Raw genomic sequence first — 17355 nt, forward strand, 5'->3', positions numbered from 1 at the left:
TGTGGACTTGGCCATGAAACCTGAAGAAATAAAAACCATTGGAATACTTGGCACGGGAACGGTGGGATGGAGCTGGGCTACTTTTTTCGCGGCTAAAGGAATGTCCGTCAGGATGTTCGACGCGGACAAGTGCATACAGGAGAACGGTGTTCGAAAAGCCAAGGAAAGCCTCGAAGCCCTGGTAGAGTATGGCGCGTTGGACAAGTCACAGCTCGACAGCGCACTAGGGAATATCTCGACAGTAAATGATCTGGCGCAAATGGCCGAAGGAGCCGACTATATTCAGGAATCGGTCTATGAGAGCTATGAGGTCAAGAAGACGGTGTTCCATGAGTTGGATTCTCTGGCCTCACCGAAAACGATATTGGCAAGCAGCACTTCCGGCCTCCTTATTTCAAAAATTCAGGAAGCCGCTAAAATACCTGGCCGTTGTCTGGTAGTACACCCCTTCAACCCTCCGCACCTGGTCCCCCTGGTTGAACTCGTCCCGGGGCCGCAGACAGATCTTCAACTGGTTGAAGACGTAAAATGTTTCTTTGAAGGACTGGGCAAAATTCCCGTTATCCTGAAAAAGGAAGCACCGGGCCATATTGCGAATCGTCTGGCGGCGGCACTGTGGCGGGAGTCCGTTAACATCGTCGCCAAAGGCATCGCAAGCGTAGAAGACGTGGACAAGGCTCTCTATGCCGGCCCAGGGATTCGGTGGGCCTTGATGGGACAACACATGATTTACCATCTGGGCGGCGGCGAAGGTGGCTACAGATATTTGATAGATCATTTGGGCACGATAGCCAGCGCCCAATGGAAAGACCTTGCATCGTGGACCGAAATCCCGGAAGAGTCCAAGGACATGCTTGTGGAAGGCGTGAACAAATCTATGGGTGACAGGACCCTGGCAGAGGTCGCACGGTGGAGGGACAGGAAAATAGTAGAGTTGATCAAGGTCATATATGATAAGCCGCTGAAATAAGAGAATTCCGGTAAACCGTTAAGTCTTGAACGGGAAACATCTGGCGCGAAACGTGTCATTGCGAGCGCAGCGAAGCAGTCTCTTACCTTGAGCACTGATATTGCTTTGCCGCGGAACGCGGGATTTCACTCCCCGCAATGACGAAGGAGCGCGTCTACCATAGCACCTGCCATAGGCCAATTGGACAATACCTTCGCAAAAGCTATCAGCGCCAAGTTCAACCATCTCTGCTGACAAGCGCTGGCGGGCACAGCCCGCCCTACAGCAGCCGTGTCGCCCAATCGTGGGGCGGGCTGTGCCCGCCGATTGTATGCGTCAACGATAGACTTGACTGAACCAACTCCTTGGGAGAGGAGCGACCACATGAAGACCGTTCTCTCGCGATGAATTAAATTTTTTTCGCCCGGTCCTTGCCCTCAACCGGTAGGTGACTTATAGTCAATTTAGACTGAGAGTCGAAGCGGGAGCCGCCTATGAACAGTTCCAGTAATCTAATTCATTCTCAGCCTTCTGAGCGGTGCGAAAAACCTCCCGACAGGCGTGAGCGGCGTCGGGCAGAAACACGCGACCGAATCATCCGCGCTGCGTTATGCCTCTTTTCCGAACGCGGGGTCGCCACGACCACCGTGGAAGACATTACCAACGAGGCGGATGTGGGCAAAGGGACCTTCTTCAACTATTTTCCCAGCAAAGAGCACATCCTCGCCAACCTTTGCCAGTTGCAAATGGGCAAAATTCGAGAATTGGTTTCTCGATCCATTCGTTCGAAGGAGTCACTTGACCGTGTCCTGAACGAATTGGCTTTGATCCTTATTGAGCAATTCAGTCAATCGCCGGCGTTGGTACGGAGCATTCTTACCGCCCTGTTTTCAAGCGAATCCGCGCGTCAGATGATGCTTGATGATTTCGAAAAGGACCGCCTGGTGCTGGCAGAGTTAATGTCCGCCAGGCAAAAACGCGGAGAGATTCGAGACGATTTCGCACCGACAGAGTTAGCACTCCAGTTCCATCGGGCACTTTTCGGCACAACCGTGTTGTGGTCGCTCGATCCTTCGAGACCGCTGTCTGATTGTATGAAAGACATGGTGAGCACTCTATGGTCGGGCATTCGAATTCAGGAAACGTGCGGGAAAAAGCACTAACGCGCGGGAGGAACGCTCAGCGTGTAATTGACCGAAAGAAAGCTGGAACGAAAAAACCGAAAACCCGCCTTCCCGGAGGGCTTGGATCAGTAGTCGACGGAGAATCTGGACATGAAAATAAGGTCAGTTGAGGCGCTTGCTTTAGTCTTTATCTTGACTCTCGTATTCACCGGCTGCGGCAGCACGGGTCCTCAATTTCCCGAAAGGCCGCCGGCTCCTGTTGCGGTGGCCGCGGCGGTCAAACAGGATGTGCCCATCTATCTGGACAGCATCGGCAAGACCGTAGCGAGAGAAGTGGTCTCCATCCAGCCCCAGGTTTCCGGCCGTATTACCGAGATCCATTTCGCCGACGGAGCGGACCTGAAGACAGGAGATCCGCTCTTCACCATCGACCCTCGACCGTACGAGGCTCAACTCGCATCGGCCGAGGCAACCCTTGCTGAGAAAAAGGCAGCCTTGGATCTTGCCAAAACCCAGTTCGCGCGCTACGCCGAGCTTCTGCAAACGAATTCAGTTTCCCAGCAGGAATACGACCAGAGGAAGAACACCCAGGACATGGCCGAGGCGCAAGTCCAGCAGAGCCAGGCCGCGGTCGAGACCGCACGGCTCAACCTCGATTACTGCTCCATCCGCTCACCTATCGACGGTAGGGCCGGACAGCGGCTGGTGGACATCGGGAACGTGGTGGCCGCGAACACAGGCTCGCTTTTGGTGATTCAACGCTTGAACCCCATCTACGCGGACTTCACCGTTACTGAGAGCGAACTTACGGCCGTACAACGGAATATGAACCGCGGCGCGCTCAAGGTAGAGGTGCGTCTGCCCGAAGAGCCCGACAAATCGAGAGAGGGGGAACTCTCATTCCTGGACAACGCTGTTCAAGAAAGCACCGGTACGGTCAAGCTCCGCGCCACGATCCCTAACAAGGATCATTACTTCTGGCCGGGTAGGTTCGTAAAGGTTCGCCTGGTCTTGAATACGCTCCACGGTGCCGTGCTCGTCCCCGCCGCCGCTCCTCAGATGTCCGCAAAAGGGCAGTTCGTTTACGTCGTGAAAGAGGATTCCACAGCCGAACTGCGGCCCGTGAAGCTCGGACAGCGTCAAGATGATCTGGTTGTTGTCGACGAAGGGCTGCAATCCGGTGAGCGAGTGGTGGTCACCGGACAGCTCGCTGTCATGCCCGGCGGTAAGGTCCGGATGGAAGAACCTCCTTCAGTGGTTGGTTCGTCCACGGCGGGTCAGGAGGACCAGTCATGAATCTCTCGGAGCCATTTATTCGCCGACCGGTGATGACCGCAGTTTTGACGGTCTCTGTGATCCTTTTCGGCGCGCTCAGCTACTTGCGGCTCCCGGTGAACGACCTTCCGGTGGTGGATTACCCGGTAATCCAGGTAGAGGTGGATTATCCGGGGGCTAGCCCCGACACGATGGCCAACAACATCGCAACCCCTCTTGAGCGGCAGTTTATGCAAATCCCCGGACTGGAGTTGGTGACCTCCAAGAGCACCCAGGGGCACACCAGTCTTACGCTACAATTTGTCCTGGAGAAGAGCATCGACGCGGCCGCTACCGACGTACAGACTGCAATCACCCAGGCCACAGGCAGCCTCCCCGTTGATCTTCCTTCACCACCGACCTTTTCCAAGACCAATCCCAATGATCAACCAATCCTATACATCGCTCTCACCAGCGACTCTGTCACGCGCGGTCAACTGTATGACTATGCAAGGACCCAGGTTGGTCAGCGTATCAGCATTCTGCCCGGTGTGAGCCGAGCAATTGTGTACGGGACCAAGTCCGCGGTCCGTATCAAGGCCGACCCGTCCAAGATGTGGGCTCGCGGCATATCCGCAGATGACTTAACCGCTGCGATCAGGAACGGCACCAGCTACACCGGCGCGGGTCAATTTGACAGCTCCGCTGGCACGGCGTTGCTCCGTCCCCGGGGGCAACTGGAAGAGGCCCCGGCGTACGGCGACCTGATCGTGAACACTCGGAACGGCGCGCCGGTGTACGTTCGCGACGTAGCTCAGGTTGTAGACTCGGTCCAGGACGAGCGGATAAACATGCGGTTCTGGGCACGAGGTTATCCGGTCCCATCAGCCACCGTGGTCGTTGCGGTCTTCCGCCAAGCCGGGTCCAACGCGGTGGAGGTGGCAAAGAGCATCCGGGACTTGCTGCCCTCGATCGGAGCGGAACTCCCCGGATCGGTGCGCATCACACCGATTTACGACCGTTCGCGGACAATTGTTAACTCCGTCCGAGAGGTGCAGGAAACTCTAGTGATAGCCTTTGTCCTGGTGGTGATAGTAATCTTTCTATTTCTCGGACGTGCCAAGGACACCCTGATCCCCGTAGTTGCTCTCCCGTTGTCGCTTTTGCTCACTTTCATTTCGATGGGACTGCTTGGTTACAGCCTCGATAACTTGTCGCTCATGGCGCTCACACTGGCTATCGGCTTCCTCGTCGACGACGCGATCGTGTTTCTGGAAAACACTGTGCGACGGATGGAACATGGCGAAATGGCGTTGGAGGCGTCCATCAACAGCGCGAAGGAGATCAGCTTCACCATTCTGTCCATGACCATTTCCCTCGCGGCTGTGTTCATCCCGCTTGTTTTCATGTCCGGACTGATGGGCCGAATCTTTCGAGAATTCGCCATTACCATCGTGGTCGCAATTTTCGCTTCCGGCATTGTGTCGCTGACGCTAACTCCGCTTATGTGCGCGAGGATGCTCAGGGACCGCGGGCCCGGCGCCAAACGAACGTGGGTGGAACGGGTGATCGGTGACGCTGAAAAGAGGGTCCTCGCCGCCTACGGCGCGTCGCTCTGGTGGTTCCTGCGCAGGCGGTGGGTCTCCGCATTCATCTGGGTCGTCTGCTTAGTCGGCACGGTCGGGCTCTTCATGGCCATCCCGAAGACCTTCCTCCCCGCGGGCGACAGCAGTTTCATCTGGGGCGTGATGATTGCCCGTGAAGGTTCATCTCCTGAGCAGATGCGGGTCCTACAGGACCGGGCTGACGAAGTAATCCGGCAGGACCCTAGTGTCAATGCCACCTTCACCATGACGGGAAACAGCCAATTCCTATCGTCCAATCAAGGGTTGCTGCTCGCGTTCCTCAAGCAGCCGGACGAGCGCGCGCCCATCCAGGCAGTCGCGGGTGGATTGATGGGTCAGTTGGGGGCCATTCCCGGCGTCTTTCCATTCTTGAGGCCATTCCCTGTGCTGGAGATCAGCACCGGAGCGACGAGCCGAAATCAGGGGCAGTACGCCTTCTCCGTGTCCGGAGTAAACCGAGATCAGGTCTACGAAGTGGCCACACGGCTCATGGGGAAGCTAAGGGAATATCCTGGTTTCTTGACAGTTGGTTCGGACTACTTCAACAACACCCCAAGCCTCGACATCGACATCCGCCGAGATCAGGCGAGGACGTACGGGGTCTCCGAGACGCGGATTCTGAACCTCCTGCGGAATGCGTACTCGCAAAACTATCTCTACCTGATCAAGAAACCGGAGGACCAGTATCAGGTCATTCTCGAAGTAGCAGATGCGGAACGCTCAAAACCCGACGACCTCTCGCTCCTGTACATCAAGTCCGATGACGGGAGGAACCTTGTGCCGCTCGGCGCTCTGGTCGACTGGAAGAGTACGCTTGGCCTCCAGGCCGTGAATCATATCAATCAGTTTCCGAGCGTCACCTTCTTCTTCAACCTCAAGCCCGGAGTTGCTATGGGCGAAGCCACCGATTTCATCAACAAGGTAGCCTCGGAGACCGTGCCAACGACCATGCGTGCGGGTCTACAGGGCGAGGCTCTTACCTTCCTTAACACCGTAAGTGACTTGACTATCCTGATGGCATTGGCAGTGTTCGTCATGTACGTAATTCTGGCCATCCTTTATGAAAGCTATGTGCACCCCCTCACGGTGCTTTCCACCCTTCCTACCGCACTAATAGGCGGATTGCTGACCCTGTTTCTGTTCGGGGAGCAGGCGTCGCTCTATGCGTTCGTGGGCATGTTCATGCTAATGGGTATCGTCAAAAAGAACGGGATCATGATCGTTGACTTTGCTCGCCAGCGAGTGGACGCGGGCGAGTCTCCGGAAAAAGCCATTCACGAAGCAAGTATGGACCGGTTCCGTCCTATCATCATGACAACCCTCGCCGCGGTCATCGGGGCGATTCCCATAGCGATCGGATTCGGAGCCGACGCGGCCTCTCGCCGGCCCCTCGGGCTTGTCGTTGTGGGTGGACTGGTGGTGTCCCAGTTTATCACCCTGTACATAACGCCGGTCATCTACTTGTACCTCGAAGAGTTTCAGGAGAAGGTGCTGGATCGCACTTCCTTCTTCCGCTCGGGACGGTCGCAGATCCCAGCCATGGAAGGCGCCGCAAGCTCTCATACGAAGCTGCGTTGAGGTCAGTTGAAGATCTCAAACGGGCACGGCACGCCGTGCCCCTGCGAAATGCGGCGCTGGAGCCACTTGTAGGGGCCCGGCGTGCCGTGCCCAAGGAAGACCACTCGTTCAGAGAATGATCTCATGCTACCGCAAGTGCCAATGCGTAGCACTTGTATATGGTCTATCACAGTATCGCGAGCCGACCGCTACAGAGAGCCAAAAATTGCGTTGCCCGCAAGTTCCTCCTCAATCCGGAGCAGTTGATTGTACTTGGCGATACGATCCGTACGAGACGCGGACCCGGTCTTTATCTGGCCTGTGCCAAGCGCCACGACCAGGTCCGATATGGTAGTGTCTTCGGTCTCGCCGCTCCGGTGCGAAACGACGGAGGTGTAAGCTGCCGACGTGGCAAGGTTCACAGCGGCTATGGTCTCGGTCAAGGTGCCGATCTGGTTGAGCTTTATGAGAATGGAATTCGCGACACCCGTCTCGATGCCCTTCCTGAGCAATTCGATGTTTGTGACGAAGATGTCATCGCCGACAATTTGAATGCGAGGCCCCAGCTTCTGTGTCAGGAGCTTCCACCCTTCCCAGTCGTTCTCGTCGAGGCCGTCTTCCAACGAGACGATCGGATAGCGGTCCACAAGGTCTGCATAGAAATCAACCATCTGTTCCGAGGTCTTTTGAGCCCCTTCCGCGGCAAGATTGTAAAGCCCGTCCTGGTAAAAGGAGCTGGCCGCGGCATCCAGGGCAATCGACACGTTTTCGCCCGGGACATAACCCGCCTCTTGTATGGCCTGCACAATCACTTGCAGGGCCTCTTCGTTGGACTGGAGATTCGGAGCGAATCCCCCTTCATCACCTACAGCGGTGTTCATGCCGTAACCTTTTAGGACCTTCTTCAAGGTGTGGAAAATCTCCGCGCCCATGCGGAGTCCTTCCTTGAAGCTTGGGGCCCCCAGCGGCATGACCATGAACTCTTGAATATCTACATTGTTGTCAGCGTGCGCGCCGCCGTTGAGGATGTTCATCATGGGCACGGGCAATCGCCGCGCGCCTACCCCTCCCAGGTATCGGTACAGAGGCACGCCCACTTCCATAGCGCAGGCCTTGGCCGCGGCCAGACTAACTCCCAGGATGGCGTTGGCGCCCAGGTTGCCCTTGTTGTTGGTGCCGTCAAGGCCGATAAGCGTATAATCCAGAGTCGTTTGATCAAACGCGTCCATTCCCAAAATTGCCGGACGAATCTCCTGAATGACATTCTCAACGGCCTTGGACACGCCTTTGCCGAGGTACCGAGCGGGATCGCCATCCCTCAATTCAACGGCTTCTTTCTCTCCCGTGGACGCGCCTGACGGAATCGCGGCCCTGCCTGACGCGCCGTCGTCCAGTATCACGTCAACCTCTATCGTGGGGTTGCCTCTCGAATCCAAAATTTCTCGGGCATGGACATCAGCAATGTCGAATCTCATTCTCCACCTCCTCTGTAATGTTTGTCGCGTAATAAAATTTTGCACGCCGCCAACCTGAACACACATTTCAGCTTGGTGTCATTTGCCGAATTCCGGGCCATCAGATGAATACGAAACAATCTTACACCAAATGAATCCAGCCGCGCACGAAATTTGGCGCACCTATTTCTGCGATGCCACGGGTGACGCGTGAATGTCCTGATTCCCTCCCAACGGAAGCATTTGCCTGGACATTCCAGTGATGTTACTATTCGCCTTTGATTCTCGATGGCAAGGGAGGCTCGAAGCGTGGGGAAATTAAGAATCCTGGTTATCGGAGGTGCGGGCTACGTCGGGTCGCATTTCACTCGATACGCGGTTAACGCAGGATTCAGGGCTACTGTTGTGGATAACCTCTCCACTGGCCACCTTTCCGCCATTGGCAGCCATGACTTCCTTCGAATGGACCTCAAAGATCAGCGAGCCCTGAAGGAGCATCTTGAAGAGAATCAGTACCGGGCCATCTTTCATTTTGCGGCCAGTTGTCTCGTGGGCGAATCCATCGTAGATCCCGCGCAGTATTATCAGAACAATGTCGTGGCAGCATTCAACATGCTGGAAGCCATGCGCGCGACCGGCCATGATCGGGTGGTCTTTTCCTCTTCGTGCTCGGTTTACGGCATACCGCAGAGCCTCCCGCTGCGAGAGGATCACCCGAAGAACCCGATTTCGCCCTACGGTCGCACTAAGCTTGCCATAGAATGGATGCTGGAAGACTACCATGCGGCTTATGGCATACGATCCGCAAGCCTGAGGTACTTCAATGCCGCGGGCGGCGAGCCGCAGGCAGGCCTTGGAGAGGACCATCGGCCGGAATCTCACCTGATCCCCAACGTAGTGCGATATGCCCTTGGACTTGCGGGAGAATTGGTCATCTTCGGGGACGATTACCCTACTCCGGACGGGTCCTGCATAAGGGACTACGTTCACGTGACGGATCTGGCCGAAGCCCATTTATCGGCCCTTGATAAGCTCGAGGACATGCCTGTGATCAAGCTGAATCTGGGCACGGGCAGAGGCTTCTCTAATCTCCAGGTGGTCGAAGCTGTCAGCAGAATCTCAGGCGTCAAACTGGGACCCAAGATAGGTCCCAGGAGGCCCGGAGATCCCCCCGAATTGGTGGCTGACCCGGGTGAGGCGTTTCGACTGCTCCAATGGGAGCCGTCGAGGTCAGACCTTGATCCGATGGTTTCCGAAGTGTTGCAGTGGTTTTCGGATCATCCGGACGGGTATGCGGATTGACTTTTTTGCAGTCTGACCGGTAAAACATGCGCTAGAGGCGTACAATGACAACCTTTCTGGTGACCGGCAGCGCCGGGTTCATTGGTTTCTACATATCAAAAGCACTCCTTGCGGCCGGAGAAACGGTTGTCGGCCTGGATAATTTCAACTCTTATTATGCGCCGGCATTGAAAAGGGCCCGTACCGAGATTCTAGCCGCTGACAAGAACTTCCATCCTTTGGAAATAGATCTCATCGATCGGGAAGCCATCAATAGATGCTACGACGAATATTCTCCCGACATCGTCTGCCACATGGCTGCTCAGGCGGGAGTGAGACATTCTCTGAGAAATCCTTACGCCTACCAGGAGTCCAACCTCGAAGGCTTTGTCAATCTAATCGAAAAGGCGCGGCGCAAAGGCGTAAAACGCTTTGTGTACGCGTCCAGCTCCAGTGTTTACGGCGGTAACACCAAGATGCCCTACTCCGAGGCCGACCCCGTGAATACGCCTGTAAGCCTGTATGCGGCGACCAAGCGAGCTAACGAACTCATTGCACATACATATACCCACCTGTGGGGATTGCAGACCATAGCGCTTCGTTTCTTTACGGTGTACGGCCCTTGGGGCAGACCTGATATGGCGTACTGGTCTTTCTTGGAAGCGATCCTGAATGGAGAGCCCATCAAGGTATTCAATTACGGTAAGAACCGGCGAGACTTCACTTACATTGACGACATAATCCAGGGTGTAATCGCATCATTGACCGCGCCGGCACTTGATTCGTACGAAATCATCAACCTGGGCAATCACCGTCCCGTGGACGTGATGGATTTCATCAAAACCCTCGAGGATTTCACGGGAAAAACCGCTGTCAAGGAGATGGTCCCGGCCCAACCGGGAGATGTAGTGGCCACGTACGCGGACATAGCTAAGGCGGAGGCGAAACTGGGCTTCAGGCCGAGGACCGCGTTGCGTGATGGTTTGGAAGTATTCGTGAAATGGTACGAGGAAAACGGGGCTCTTGTCGACGCGGTGCGCCGGCATCGACTCACCGAATGAGAGTACGCTGGGCCTCTAGGAGATGATGAAAGCCGCGGTGGGAGATGCTTCAGGGAAAGGCGCCAAGATGGGTTTCTCGGCAGGGATGCAGGCGACAATCATTCCCGTGGGTTCAGTCCGCTTGAAACACAGCGGTTGCCAACAGGCGAACGTTCCCCTTTGTCAAAGATGCGGCGGCCTCTGCGGTATAGGCAAGTCTTGTAGAGAGCCTTATCGCGACTGAGTCTGACAACGAGTCGCTGATTCGGACAGCGACCTCTGTTTTCCAGCTCGCAGTTCCGGCCCTTGCCCTTGTCCGGGCAGGGCTCCAAGACTTCAATGACTCGCCACATTTCCCCGGGCTCGCAGAACCTGTCCAACAGATCGTGGCCGGCTCCGAGAAATCTCAAGCCCGTTAAATTGGTCACGACAGCCCCGACGCTGACGCTCTTGAAGATGTTTATCCGCGCCGCGCATTCAGGGCATATGACGTATGACCGGCCAACCGGGACCCTTGCGTCTGCCAGCCTGGAGGACGTTCGGCATGTAGAGCATTTTACCAGCATGCTATATCACCCATTCCAGCATAATATACGCGCTGGAAAGGCGCAATCGTTTTTCCCTGCTCTCACGCATTAATGTTGGCATGCCTGTTGTTTAAGCGGATCGCCTCGCCGAACTGTCCACATAAATTCCGCATCAAGATCGGTAAGTTGGCTGCCCGTTCACAAAATCACATCAATTGTTGGTTACCTGACCGGCAACCGCTTGCATGTACGGTCAGCCGCCGCCTGACGGTGTCGTCGAAACGGTAGGAGTCGTAGGCTGAACGGTCTCGGTTGTACCCGTCGAAACCGTCGGGGTTGTGGGCTGAACACTCTCGGGCTGCGCCGGAACCGGTGCGGTAACCACCGGCGGAGAAGGAGGCGTGGTAATAGTCAGCGGTCCTATCGAAATGTCCGAAGCTACTCCCTCGTCCGGATCAAAGCTCTGCCTCAGCGCTTCCATTTGCCTAATCAGATCGTTTGTCTGGCCAAGCTGGCTTTCGATGCTGGCGACTGCGCTTCCCAGGCGCTGAGACCAATCATTCTTGAGTTGCTCCAAAGCCTGATCCGAACGCGCGCCCTGCTCGGAGAGCTGTTCCCGAAACCTCGCCAGTGCCTCGACTTGAATCTCCAAGTTTTCCTGGGATCGGCGGAGTTCCTCCGCCACGCGGATTCTGGCCAGACTCATTGTTGTCCCGGCTTGTTCCCTCGCAAACTTGAGACGCTCGATCTGGTTTTCCAGGCTGCTTTGAAGTTGCTTTATCTTTGTGTCCATGCTCACACTGTCAAACGCGTCCGCATTCGCATTCGTGCAAACGGCGACGGATATAACCACAATCAGCGCCAGCAAATTTCTCATTTTTCCAACTCCCGGAGAGGCTGGTGAAGATGCGCCTCTACCGGAGGAGTCTATATCAGAAATAACAATATGTTACAATAATTAAATGATGCAATATGTTGCTATTGACTTGGACTGGTGCGTTTACACGCATGAAAGCAGGATATTTGTCGTACGGGGAACTTGAGAAACAGGGCGTAGGGGCACGGCATGCCGTCTGTCTCACATCTGACGATTTCACTGCGCCATCGGTAGGGGCGGTTCGGGAACCGCCCGGAATCTGGGCGCTTCTCGAAGCGCCCCTACAGAGGAACCCATCCATTTTTGGGGTTTTGATAGCAATGCGTGTTCAACGAAGTGACATTAGGAATGGCCGGCAGGGACGCCGGCCGCTACCATAATGCGGTGGCGGCGGGCCTCCGTGCCCGCCATCTTCACTTGTACGAAAGCGCATTCCTATGAAAACGCCCATAGCTGAAAGGAGGCATGGGGTCGCTGTTTCATGGTGCCACGGATGTGCGTAGCTCATCCGTGCACGGACACGGACGAGCCTAGCTGCACGTCCGTGGCACCAATACAGAACGAAGGCATTTTCATCCTTCGTTGTGGCGCTCACCGCCATGGTAGTTGGTATGAGCCAGTTTCCATGCCGTGCCCCTACGCCTCCGCGTTCCCTGCGTTCTCTGCGGGGGAATAGTGTCCGGCAAAGGATAGAGCAGGCCCGGTGATGAGGTCCGCCACGACCGACCTGAAGCGCGCGAACTCAGGGTAACGCTTGATGTTACGGTCGATGTACCTCGCTGTGCGGGGAATTGACGAAATGTACCTGGTAGATCGTTTTGCGTGCGACTGGTAACCGAAAGTGCCCAACGCTTTGATATTTCGTTGAAGGGACATCAAGTCGAAGACGTAATTGAATAGCTCCCGCGAGCCGCTCGCCTCCTCACCCACGCCTTTCACATAACCGTCAATCAACTCTTCGATGAAATCTTCCGGCAGAGTCACGTAGGAATCGCGAAGCAGGGACGCCAGATCGTATTGAGCAGGGCCCATCCTGGCGTCCTGGAAGTCTATCATGACCAAACGGTCTTCATGAACGAGGAGGTTGCGCGCATGGTAGTCTCGATGAGTAAATATCCGAGGTTCCGCGGCCAACCGGCCGCAAATCATCGTAAAGAACTCCTGAAGGCTTTCGGAGGCTTCTTCGGTGGGGTCAATCGCGGCCAGACCTCGTACAAAATGCGTGAGGAAGAAATCCATCTCCTGCATCAGCTTGGCTTCGTCAAAGGCCAGGTCGAACGCCCCGCATGTAGAAGTGCCACTGTCTACTGCGTGGCGCATCCTGACAAGAAGGTCCACCGCTTGAAAGTAGAGAGCACGAACCCGATCCTCATTTGCGCTTTCAACCACCGTTTCAAGAAGTTCGTCTCCAAGGTCTTCGAGCACGATCAGGCCTTCACCGGGGTGATGGGCATAGACACGCGGGACCGGCAAGCCCAGGTCCTCGAGAAAGCGCTGCACGTCCAGGAATGACGCTTCCTCGTTCTGTCCGGGATGGGCCTGGAACATCAAAACCCTGGTTTCCCCGCCGGGATAACAGGCCCGAAAATATGAGCGCGTCGAAGCGTCCCCCGCGAGACGAACAATAGTCGCCGGAAATGTCCCCTGTTTCAATCGAAGAAGACGGCTCTCGATGTCCGCGTTACTGCCAGGCAAGCTCCCGCTCTCCATTGCGTGTGACAATGCTGTTGACCTTCTCCCCTTCCACAATCATATCCGAACCTATGATGCAATTGGTCACCGATGCACCAGGCCTTAACGTCACGTTCTCCCAAAGCACGGCATTCGATGCTTGGGACCCTTCCTCAAGGGTGCAGCCTGCCTCGACCGAGACGAATGGTCCGACACTCGCTTTGTCAGACGCGTCCGCTTCAGGCGATATAAAGACAGGAGGGATGACGCGGCTACGTGTCAGAAGGGACCTCTGGGCCTCGAGATAGCGAACCGGATCTCCCAGATCGTTCCAGTATCCCTGGACCGGAAAGCCGCAGACCTTTCCCCCTTTTCGGATCACCTCGGGATAGACCAGATCGTTGATCTCGTAGAATATTCCGGAGGGGATGAAATTGAATATTTCCGGTTCCAGGATGTGAACTCCGGTGAACAGATACGGCTCCGGCCTTGGATCACCTCGTTTACCGGTTTCCTTGAAGTCCCACAACGATCCCTCACGGTCTATTCGAACCGGAACGTAGGTGTAAGGGGGAGGCTGAGGTAGTAACACCAGCGTGGCAAGCGCTGCACGCTCTTTGTGAAATGCTATGGCTTCAGCCAAAGGAAATTCGAGCACAATGTCGCCGTTGACCATGAGAAAGGTCCCCTGATCGAAAAAAGGCTCGTTGGCTTTCAGCCCTCCGGCGGTCCCAAGAATCTGCGATTCATGCGAGAATGACACCGAGAGGTTTTCCCGTGCAGGATTATCGAATATTTGTTCGATGGTATGCGGAAGGTGGTGAAGGTTTATTCGGAATTCCGTCGCACCGTCTTCGATGAGCCTTTCAATCAGGCGTATCAGAATCGGCTTTCCCAAGAGGGGGATAGCGGGCTTAGCGCGTTCGAAGGTCAAGGGCCTCAGGCGCGTCCCCAGACCCGCGGCAAGGATCATGGCCTTCATGGCTGTGTTCTGTCCGTGCAGATGGCCTGCTTGTCCCGGTGGCGCTCCAACGCCAGGTCCACGAGATCGTCGATAAGCCTGGCATAGCTTATTCCGGTTGCTTCCCACAGTTTCGGGTACATGCTTATGGAGGTAAAACCCGGCAATGTATTGATCTCGTTGACAATGATTCGATCATCCGGTGTCAGGAACATGTCAACCCGTGCCAGCCCCGAGCCGTCCACGGCCCTGAATGCGGCTATAGCTGCGGAGCGGGCACGTTCCTGAGCTTCGGGCTTCAAGTCCGCGGGGACGACCAATTCCGCTGTGTCATTCAAATACTTCTCTTCATAGTCGTAGAAATCTGCATGGGAGATTACTTCTCCGGGCACACTTGCCGCAGCAAGGTCATTGCCGAGCACACTGACTTCCAGTTCCCGCCCGACGATGGCATCTTCAATCAGTATCTTTCGATCGTACGAAGCGGCCAGTTCCACTGCGGCCGCAAAACGTGCCGGCTCTTCGACCTTGGTGATGCCCACGGAAGACCCCAGATTGGCGGGTTTGACAAAGAGCGGGCATCCTCTCTCCCGCATTTTCTCCAGGATCGCCGACTCTCGCTCACGCCACTCACGGCGGAGGAACCAGAAGAACGGTCCCACTTCGAGGCCGTTGTCCCTGAACGCACCTTTCATGATCACTTTGTCCATGCCCACGGCCGATGCGAGTACGCCGCATCCCACATAGGGCACGTTCGCCAGTTCCAACAAACCCTGGAGGGTGCCATCTTCTCCGTAAGTCCCATGAAGCACAGGAAAAACCACGTCCACGGCCATGTGCTCCGTTTGGCCGCGGTCACTGATGTTCAAGAAACCCTTATGCGCGGGATCCGGCGACAACAGCAACCGGTCGTTTCCAGAAAGATCGGTTTGTGACTGAAAGGAGCCAATCTTGGCGGGTCTTCGGTACCAAGCCCCATGCTGTGTGATCAGAACCGGAATTACGTGATATTTCTCTTTGTCCATCGCCTGAAACACAGATGCCGCGGATCGAAGAGAAACTTCGTGTTCCGCCGAGCGCCCGCCAAAGATTAGAGCAACTACGAGCCTACCCGATCGCATGGCACCTCCTGGACGCATTTTTCGCTCTCCGGTCCATAGCACAATGGTTCGACCATGTTCAAGGGCGATGTCTCGGCTAAAGGTGAACTCTCACTCTTTCCGGGGGTGGCCTGTTTTTGTGGAGCAAGCTTTCCAGCCTGCCTGTCCTAAAATGCCAAGGATGGCAGGCTGGAAAGCCTGCCCCACGAAAGCATTCAGAATTTCTCCGACCGTAACTGAATGCTTAATACTAGTTCCCTTTCAAACAGTGAAAGACAGGTGGAAGCAAAATCCGCACTGACCTGGTGGCCCACAGGTCAGTGGCACCCAAGATCGCATCACTTTCGCGCTGTGGGTGCCACGGACCTGAGCTTGGTCAGGTCCGTGCATGTTTGGGGCGAATGTCAATTGTTTGCACACGCAATGTTATAACACCCAGCCGCGATTGGCGTTGAAATGGTCGGCGCATTACGACTATAATGACATTATCCGCGGTCCGTATTGTTCGATGTCCGTATTCGCGTCTATTCGCGACCCTGCCCCGGCATCCGCGGACAGTGCAACCTCGAACCGGTGAGGATAGCTTCCCATGTCGCTCCGAGTCCGTTCCAAAATCTGGGTGGAAAATGACCAGGGCAAACTGGTCATTGGCACGGGCCGACTCCGCATACTCGAAGCCATCATGGAGGCAGGTTCAATTAACAAGGCCGCTCGAAAATTGAAACAGCCTTTTCGAGCCGTATGGGGCAAAATCAGGGCCACCGAGGAACGCTGCGGTTTCAAAATAGTGGAGACCACCAGCGAAGGCTCCAGACTCACCAAAGAGGGCCTCGAGTTGTTGTGGACATATACAAGGTTACGAAGCCGTTGCGAAAAGTACGCGGACGCGCAATTCGGAGAGCTGTTCAACGAAGACGGCAGGTTAGGAAAAACCTCCGTGAAAACCGGTTCCAATGTGCCGCCTGCCAGGTAGCTCGGGCCGGCGCGGCCCGGTCTGCCTGGCGTTCTCAAGAAGCCTGCCTGGAAGCTCCCCGTCAGCGGGCTGTTAATCACAGCAAATTTTCCGGTAGCGGAAAGGACGAAATTGTTGGTTCAGTTCCCCAAAGACCCCACCCACCCGCTCACGACAGAATTTGCGGCTCAACGCTATAACAAAGGAGTTTTGGAGAGCGCGACCATTTCTCTGGCCAAAGAAGTTCCGTTCACTCTGTTTGTAAACGACAACGAAATATTGTCAATCTCGACTCTGCCGACCCACCTGAAAGAGCTTTTTGTTGGCTTCCTTGTTTCCGAGGGTGTGATTCTTTCGCGAGAGGAACTCCTGGAATGCTCGGTCGACTATGACAATAAATTGGCGCTTGTGGAACTGAATGTCCCGACCGAACGCGTCGAAAAGTTGGAGCAGAAGGGGATGCTCACGTCCGGCTGCGCGGGTGGGCTGGTCTTCTCGTTGGAGGCTGCTTCAGTTCCTTCAGGACCAAAGGTTGCACTTCCGGCCTTGCCCTGTTCCGTGATCCTGCAAAGAATGCGCGAGTTAGACACGTTTCCGGGGCTTTACAGTGTTACGCGGGGCGTCCATGCGGCCTCGGTTGCTGACTGGACCCGGAACCTGGCAATTCTCGAGGACATCGGCCGTCACAATGCCGTAGATAAAATCGTGGGCCATTGCTTTCTGAATCAAATCGAAACCAACAACAAGCTGCTTCTTACCACAGGGAGGATCACTTCCGAGGTGCTGGTCAAAGCGGCCAGGAGCCGGTTTCCCATAATAGTCTCCCGTTCGAGCGCCAGCGCCCTGGCGATTTCTATGGCAAAACAATCAGGAATTGATGTGGTTACTTACGTGAGGGCAGGACGCTTCAATTACTTTTCCCACGGAGGCGTGGAACTGGTTCAGGATTAGAGAAGCCGAGGTTTTGTGGGGGAAGCGTTTCT

Annotated in this window: 14 protein-coding genes; 8 read left to right on the forward strand and 6 right to left on the reverse strand. The window is 55.5% G+C overall.

The window, feature by feature from the left end; genetic code table 11:
* Nucleotides 1–13 precede the first annotated feature (13 nt).
* From HY913_07065 to HY913_07080, 4 genes are all read left to right on the forward strand, one after another.
* Nucleotides 14–970, forward strand: a complete 957-nt coding sequence (locus HY913_07065) for a 3-hydroxyacyl-CoA dehydrogenase family protein (GenBank protein ID MBI4963016.1) — start codon at nt 14–16, stop codon at nt 968–970.
* Between the two features lie 473 nt (nt 971–1443).
* Entirely contained in the window at nt 1444–2112 is a 669-nt protein-coding gene (locus HY913_07070; protein MBI4963017.1) for a TetR/AcrR family transcriptional regulator, read from the forward strand.
* 111 nt (nt 2113–2223) lie between these two features.
* Entirely contained in the window at nt 2224–3369 is a 1146-nt protein-coding gene (locus tag HY913_07075; protein ID MBI4963018.1) for an efflux RND transporter periplasmic adaptor subunit, read from the forward strand.
* Complete coding sequence (locus HY913_07080; protein ID MBI4963019.1) at nt 3366–6530, forward strand: efflux RND transporter permease subunit; 3165 nt, start codon at nt 3366–3368, stop codon at nt 6528–6530. Before HY913_07075 ends, HY913_07080 begins: the two co-directional genes overlap by 4 nt.
* A gap of 188 nt (nt 6531–6718) precedes the next feature.
* On the opposite strand, the gene eno is transcribed toward HY913_07080, so the two are convergent.
* A complete protein-coding gene (gene eno, locus HY913_07085) occupies nt 6719–7984 on the reverse strand; it encodes a phosphopyruvate hydratase (protein MBI4963020.1) in 1266 nt (421 codons plus the stop codon).
* A 267-nt stretch (nt 7985–8251) separates the two neighbouring features.
* Here eno and galE point away from each other — a divergent pair, with 267 nt between their 5' ends.
* On the forward strand, nt 8252–9265 hold the full coding sequence (galE, locus tag HY913_07090) for a UDP-glucose 4-epimerase GalE (GenBank protein MBI4963021.1): 1014 nt from the start codon (nt 8252–8254) through the stop codon (nt 9263–9265).
* A gap of 44 nt (nt 9266–9309) precedes the next feature.
* Nucleotides 9310–10305, forward strand: a complete 996-nt coding sequence (locus HY913_07095; protein ID MBI4963022.1) for an NAD-dependent epimerase/dehydratase family protein — start codon at nt 9310–9312, stop codon at nt 10303–10305.
* 98 nt (nt 10306–10403) lie between these two features.
* Here the strand turns inward: HY913_07095 and HY913_07100 are convergent, their stop codons facing one another.
* From HY913_07100 to HY913_07120, 5 genes are all read right to left on the reverse strand, one after another.
* The gene (locus tag HY913_07100) at nt 10404–10850 is read right to left on the reverse strand and encodes a hypothetical protein (protein ID MBI4963023.1); all 447 of its coding nucleotides are present in this window, start codon (nt 10848–10850) and stop codon (nt 10404–10406) included.
* Nucleotides 10851–11064: 214 nt separating this feature from the next.
* A complete protein-coding gene (locus HY913_07105; protein ID MBI4963024.1) occupies nt 11065–11688 on the reverse strand; it encodes a hypothetical protein in 624 nt (207 codons plus the stop codon).
* Between the two features lie 636 nt (nt 11689–12324).
* Complete coding sequence (locus HY913_07110) at nt 12325–13383, reverse strand: phosphotransferase (protein MBI4963025.1); 1059 nt, start codon at nt 13381–13383, stop codon at nt 12325–12327.
* Nucleotides 13370–14341, reverse strand: coding sequence for an NDP-sugar synthase (locus tag HY913_07115; protein MBI4963026.1), 972 nt, complete (start codon nt 14339–14341; stop codon nt 13370–13372). The genes HY913_07110 and HY913_07115 overlap by 14 nt, the downstream gene beginning before the upstream one ends.
* Nucleotides 14338–15441, reverse strand: a complete 1104-nt coding sequence (locus HY913_07120) for a D-alanine--D-alanine ligase (GenBank protein MBI4963027.1) — start codon at nt 15439–15441, stop codon at nt 14338–14340. The genes HY913_07115 and HY913_07120 overlap by 4 nt, the downstream gene beginning before the upstream one ends.
* 568 nt (nt 15442–16009) lie before the next feature.
* Between HY913_07120 and HY913_07125 the strand changes: the two genes are divergently transcribed.
* Nucleotides 16010–16393 carry a LysR family transcriptional regulator gene (locus HY913_07125; protein MBI4963028.1) on the forward strand — a complete coding sequence of 128 codons (384 nt, stop codon included), beginning with the start codon at nt 16010–16012 and terminating at the stop codon, nt 16391–16393.
* A 111-nt stretch (nt 16394–16504) separates the two neighbouring features.
* Nucleotides 16505–17323 carry a formate dehydrogenase accessory sulfurtransferase FdhD gene (fdhD, locus tag HY913_07130; protein ID MBI4963029.1) on the forward strand — a complete coding sequence of 273 codons (819 nt, stop codon included), beginning with the start codon at nt 16505–16507 and terminating at the stop codon, nt 17321–17323.
* Nucleotides 17324–17355 lie beyond the last annotated feature (32 nt).

The organism is Desulfomonile tiedjei, assembly GCA_016212925.1.
Classification (GTDB): domain Bacteria; phylum Desulfobacterota; class Desulfomonilia; order Desulfomonilales; family Desulfomonilaceae; genus JACRDF01.

Excerpts from the sequence above, each read along its gene's own strand:
- HY913_07065 (MBI4963016.1), top strand. The coding sequence starts at position 14 with ATGAAACCTGAAGAAATAAAAACCATTGGAATACTTGGCACGGGAACG.
- HY913_07070 (MBI4963017.1), top strand. The coding sequence starts at position 1,444 with ATGAACAGTTCCAGTAATCTAATTCATTCTCAGCCTTCTGAGCGGTGC.
- HY913_07075 (MBI4963018.1), top strand. The coding sequence starts at position 2,224 with ATGAAAATAAGGTCAGTTGAGGCGCTTGCTTTAGTCTTTATCTTGACT.
- HY913_07080 (MBI4963019.1), top strand. The coding sequence starts at position 3,366 with ATGAATCTCTCGGAGCCATTTATTCGCCGACCGGTGATGACCGCAGTT.
- eno (MBI4963020.1), bottom strand. The coding sequence starts at position 7,984 with ATGAGATTCGACATTGCTGATGTCCATGCCCGAGAAATTTTGGATTCG.
- galE (MBI4963021.1), top strand. The coding sequence starts at position 8,252 with ATGGCAAGGGAGGCTCGAAGCGTGGGGAAATTAAGAATCCTGGTTATC.
- HY913_07095 (MBI4963022.1), top strand. The coding sequence starts at position 9,310 with ATGACAACCTTTCTGGTGACCGGCAGCGCCGGGTTCATTGGTTTCTAC.
- HY913_07100 (MBI4963023.1), bottom strand. The coding sequence starts at position 10,850 with ATGCTGGTAAAATGCTCTACATGCCGAACGTCCTCCAGGCTGGCAGAC.
- HY913_07105 (MBI4963024.1), bottom strand. The coding sequence starts at position 11,688 with ATGAGAAATTTGCTGGCGCTGATTGTGGTTATATCCGTCGCCGTTTGC.
- HY913_07115 (MBI4963026.1), bottom strand. The coding sequence starts at position 14,341 with ATGAAGGCCATGATCCTTGCCGCGGGTCTGGGGACGCGCCTGAGGCCC.
- HY913_07120 (MBI4963027.1), bottom strand. The coding sequence starts at position 15,441 with ATGCGATCGGGTAGGCTCGTAGTTGCTCTAATCTTTGGCGGGCGCTCG.
- HY913_07125 (MBI4963028.1), top strand. The coding sequence starts at position 16,010 with ATGTCGCTCCGAGTCCGTTCCAAAATCTGGGTGGAAAATGACCAGGGC.